A 3,572-nucleotide genomic window follows, 5' to 3' on the forward strand; every position below is an offset into this window, starting at 1 on the left:
CAATACAAAAAATTTCTGTAAAATCGTACATGGTAGTTAGAGCCTTTGGGTTGTGTCGTAACTTTCTAAATGGCTCTAACTACCTTTTTTTCAAGGGCTTTTCTTATCCGTAATTCGGGTTAAATTACCAACTCCATAACACTTATATCTTTTCCTGCCTGACATCTCACACTGCTCAATTTGCTTGTTTATTACATTCTTGCTATAAAACCCGAAATAGAATTTTTACTCTATTTTTTAAAATAACAATTTTGGGGATGCTGTTCATGAAAATAAATTTCAGAGGGATTTTTGCGGGTTTCGTTTTAACAACCCTCTCAAGTGTTGGCTTTGCAGAAAGCGATCTACTGGTCGGTAAATGGAAAACCATTGATGATCGCACAGGTTATTCACGTGCCGATGTCGAAATTCGCAAAAAGCCAGATGGCACTTATGAAGGCATTATCGTGGAAACCCGTAATATTCCGGGTGCAGAAAAAATGGTGATTTGTAGCAATTGTCCAGGTAACTTAAAGAATAAACCTTTTATTGGCTTGCCATTTATTTGGGGCTTTAAACAAGATGCTAAAAACCCACGTGAATTTAACCAAGGTCATGTTTTAGACCCAATTGGCGGTAAAGTTTATAAAGGCAAAGCTCGTTTAAGCGCTAACGGTAAGCGCCTCACCTTACGTGGCTATGTAGGTGTTTCAGTGATTGGTCGCAGCGTGACTTGGGTAAAATACTAATTCCAAAAACTAAGATATTGATTTACAGGGTTCTTTTTAAAGAGCCCTTTTTATTACCAAATTTTGAAACAATCCTTTTAAACACCGTACGACCGTTCAATCCAAAATATTGAAATAAAGGATGGCATTGAATAAAAAATAGACTAATATCTATAAGACATCTATACGCACAAGCCAAATTGACACATCAATATAACAGGCGTGAGCACAGCAAAGGGTTGGCTGAATTTCACCAAAGGAATACAAATAAAAGATTCTATTACAGCGTACACAGGCTAAATTAAAGAGAATCACTTATTGGATATCCACCAATTATTGATGTAAAGCAATCCCTCATTTCAGGCGAGCCAACTCGTTTGAATTCGATCAGAAGGAGTATGCCATGACCACTATTTTATATCGTGAAATCACTTCAGACGGACAGCACACAGAAATTATTGAAGAATTTACCCAGTTAGATTTAAAAAAATTTGCCGAAGCGTGTGGGCAAAGCCCTGAATGGGTCTTACAACTTTTAGAATATGACATCCTGCCTTCCCGCCCTGCCGAACGTATCCACCAATTTTTTGGTGAAGATATCAACCGTGCACGCCAAGCCTATCGGCTGCAACGTGATTTTGATGCCAGTTTTTCAGCTGTCGCCATGATGCTTGACCTGATTGATGAAGTGCAAAAATTACGTAAAGAAGTTAAACATCTGAATTTTCAACATAGTTAATCCTCACGCTCTAGTTGTGTGATTCATCACCTTGCTAGAGCGTTTTTCTTTCTATGCCCGTAAATTTTTTTGATGAGAATGATCTACACAATGAAAACTAAAGACTGCAACAAGAAGATTAAAAATATGTTTCCTGAGTTTCGTGATTTAATTCAGGGATTACGCGACAGCAATCCACATTTTTCAAAAATTTTTGAAGATCACGAACAGCTAGACCGTGAAATTAGCCAGTTAGAGCTTGATCCTGTGCATCAGATTAATGATGACATTGAAGCGCTGAAACGCAAAAAATTAAGACTGAAAGATGAAATGTATCACTTGCTGCTTAAAGCGCAAAATGATCAATTAGCTTAAAAGCTCATACAAGTCTAAACCGTACATCTAAATGCAATGAGATGCAGGACACAGCAAGAAAAGGCAAAAAGCAAAAAAGATGGCATATTCAAATCTGAAGCCAGTGTTCAAAAATCTGCCATCTTGAGCTAAATGTCTGACTATCCTGCTCAATCTGTGGATAAGCTTATCAGTCCTATGGATAACTTTTGAGGTCTGTGGACAACTTTTAAATCAATACATTATCTTGTGAATCCGCATTGGATGCAGGACTCAATCCATCACCACATCCGTAAGTTTATCTTCTAGATCATTTAAGTTTAGTCAGTTTTTCAACTTCTTTAATGGTGCCTTTCACGGTTTGCTTAATGGGTTCATAGTCTAAAAACCAAAATAAATTCATGGGTTGGTCATTATGTTGCTGTGCCAACATATCAATCACACTTTTTTCACCCAGACCGACAAGGTGCCTACGATAAAAATAATACAGCAACAACAAAGTAGTCATCACCATTACCCCAAGCATGATCCAAAAGGCCTGTGCGTGTTTCAGCCCCGGCATAAACTCAAAGTTCATACCATACACCCCTGTAAATAAAGTCAAAGGTGCAAAAACTGCGGTAATGATGGCTAAAATCCGCATGTTTTCATTGGTCTGGTTGGCAATAGCAGAAAAATGCAGATCAATTGCGGTTTGCACTGCAGAGCGTAAGCGAATGGTATGCTTTTGAATTCGTTCAATGTGACTGGTCAAATCATCCAAACGTACCAAAATAATATCCTGCCGTTCACTACGTTTTTTGCCACGTAAATGTGGGTAGTTATCGACAATTTCATCACGCAATTCCTGCAAGGCTTCTATTTGCTCTTCACATAAATTTTCAACTTGCTGAAACGCCATATTTTCTTGCAGCAATTGATGCCAACGAGTAAAACGACGATGTCCCTGCAACAACTCTTGTTGCCAATATTCCACACGGCGGGTTAGCGGCATGCGAATATCCAAGTAATCATCCGCTACCAAATTCAGTAAACGCAACGTTAAATCTAATGGTGTTGCTGCCAGTTTGCGTGCTTTATTCTGTTCTTCAATCGGGCGTTGTACCGCTGCTTCCACACGTGACAAATAGCTTTCCATGACTTTATTGCCCTGTTCCCGCACACTAATCAAAATCTGCGGTGTCATAATAAAGCTCATCGGCGTAGTGGCCAGTCCAAAAATCCGTTCATGTTTCTCCCCGACTTGTTGCCCTGTTGCAATACGGTCTTCGGGTGTGATCAGTTTACGGAAAATCAATAAGTCATAATCATCTAAAGTATCAAACGCACATGGATGCTCTATATTTAAAATATCGCGTACATGATATTCATTGAGCGATAATTGACTGTACTGAAAAATCTCTTGTTGCCACTGTTCTGCACGGTTAAGCACATCATCACGGGTGCAATCAATCCAGATAAATTCAGGCTCAAGCCCTTCAATTGGCTGTTTTTGCACATAAATATTGGTTTTATGATTGGTATGCAGATAAAAATAATAACTTTGCATAGAACGGGCACTCTATTTCAGTTTTCTTGTACGGTTTTTTGAGATTTTAAGATGTACTCAGTTTAAGCATGGATCAGGCTTCTTTTCAAATACATGCTGTAATTTATGCCGCTTTTCAGTAAGCGTCCGCTGAACCCCATGCCTATTTTTTAATTCGGTTCAGGTTTCCAGCGGTGTGGTAGCAATTCTTCAATCTGAGTCACTTTATGTGTCGGCAACCTTTTCAGCACATCACTTAAATAGG

5 protein-coding genes are annotated in these 3,572 nt (G+C 38.8%); 3 read left to right on the forward strand and 2 right to left on the reverse strand.

The window, feature by feature from the left end:
- Positions 1–266: 266 nt before the first annotated feature.
- From ACEO2X_RS13565 to ACEO2X_RS13575, 3 genes are all read left to right on the forward strand, one after another.
- Positions 267–728, forward strand: a complete 462-nt coding sequence (locus ACEO2X_RS13565; protein WP_004975935.1) for a DUF2147 domain-containing protein — start codon at positions 267–269, stop codon at positions 726–728.
- Positions 729–1,110: 382 nt separating this feature from the next.
- A complete protein-coding gene (locus ACEO2X_RS13570) occupies positions 1,111–1,446 on the forward strand; it encodes a chaperone modulator CbpM (RefSeq protein WP_096901332.1) in 336 nt (111 codons plus the stop codon).
- Positions 1,447–1,536: 90 nt separating this feature from the next.
- Positions 1,537–1,800: a YdcH family protein gene (locus ACEO2X_RS13575; RefSeq protein WP_131261090.1), complete on the forward strand. Its 264-nt coding sequence runs from the start codon at positions 1,537–1,539 to the stop codon at positions 1,798–1,800.
- A gap of 289 nt (positions 1,801–2,089) precedes the next feature.
- Here the strand turns inward: ACEO2X_RS13575 and ACEO2X_RS13580 are convergent, their stop codons facing one another.
- Together ACEO2X_RS13580 and ACEO2X_RS13585 are read right to left on the reverse strand one after the other, a co-directional pair.
- On the reverse strand, positions 2,090–3,328 hold the full coding sequence (locus ACEO2X_RS13580) for a magnesium transporter CorA family protein (RefSeq protein ID WP_179989710.1): 1,239 nt from the start codon (positions 3,326–3,328) through the stop codon (positions 2,090–2,092).
- A gap of 149 nt (positions 3,329–3,477) precedes the next feature.
- The coding region (locus ACEO2X_RS13585; RefSeq protein ID WP_178867550.1) for a transposase domain-containing protein at positions 3,478–3,572 on the reverse strand (95 nt) is incomplete at its 5' end.

This window comes from Acinetobacter sp. AL9 (assembly GCF_041464035.1).
Classification (GTDB): Bacteria; Pseudomonadota; Gammaproteobacteria; order Pseudomonadales; family Moraxellaceae; genus Acinetobacter; species Acinetobacter towneri.

Bases quoted from the DNA above. Each gene is read 5' to 3' on its own strand.
- ACEO2X_RS13570 (WP_096901332.1), top strand. From the start codon at position 1,111: ATGACCACTATTTTATATCGTGAAATCACTTCAGACGGACAGCACACA.
- ACEO2X_RS13575 (WP_131261090.1), top strand. From the start codon at position 1,537: ATGAAAACTAAAGACTGCAACAAGAAGATTAAAAATATGTTTCCTGAG.
- ACEO2X_RS13580 (WP_179989710.1), bottom strand. From the start codon at position 3,328: ATGCAAAGTTATTATTTTTATCTGCATACCAATCATAAAACCAATATT.
- ACEO2X_RS13565 (WP_004975935.1), top strand. From the start codon at position 267: ATGAAAATAAATTTCAGAGGGATTTTTGCGGGTTTCGTTTTAACAACC.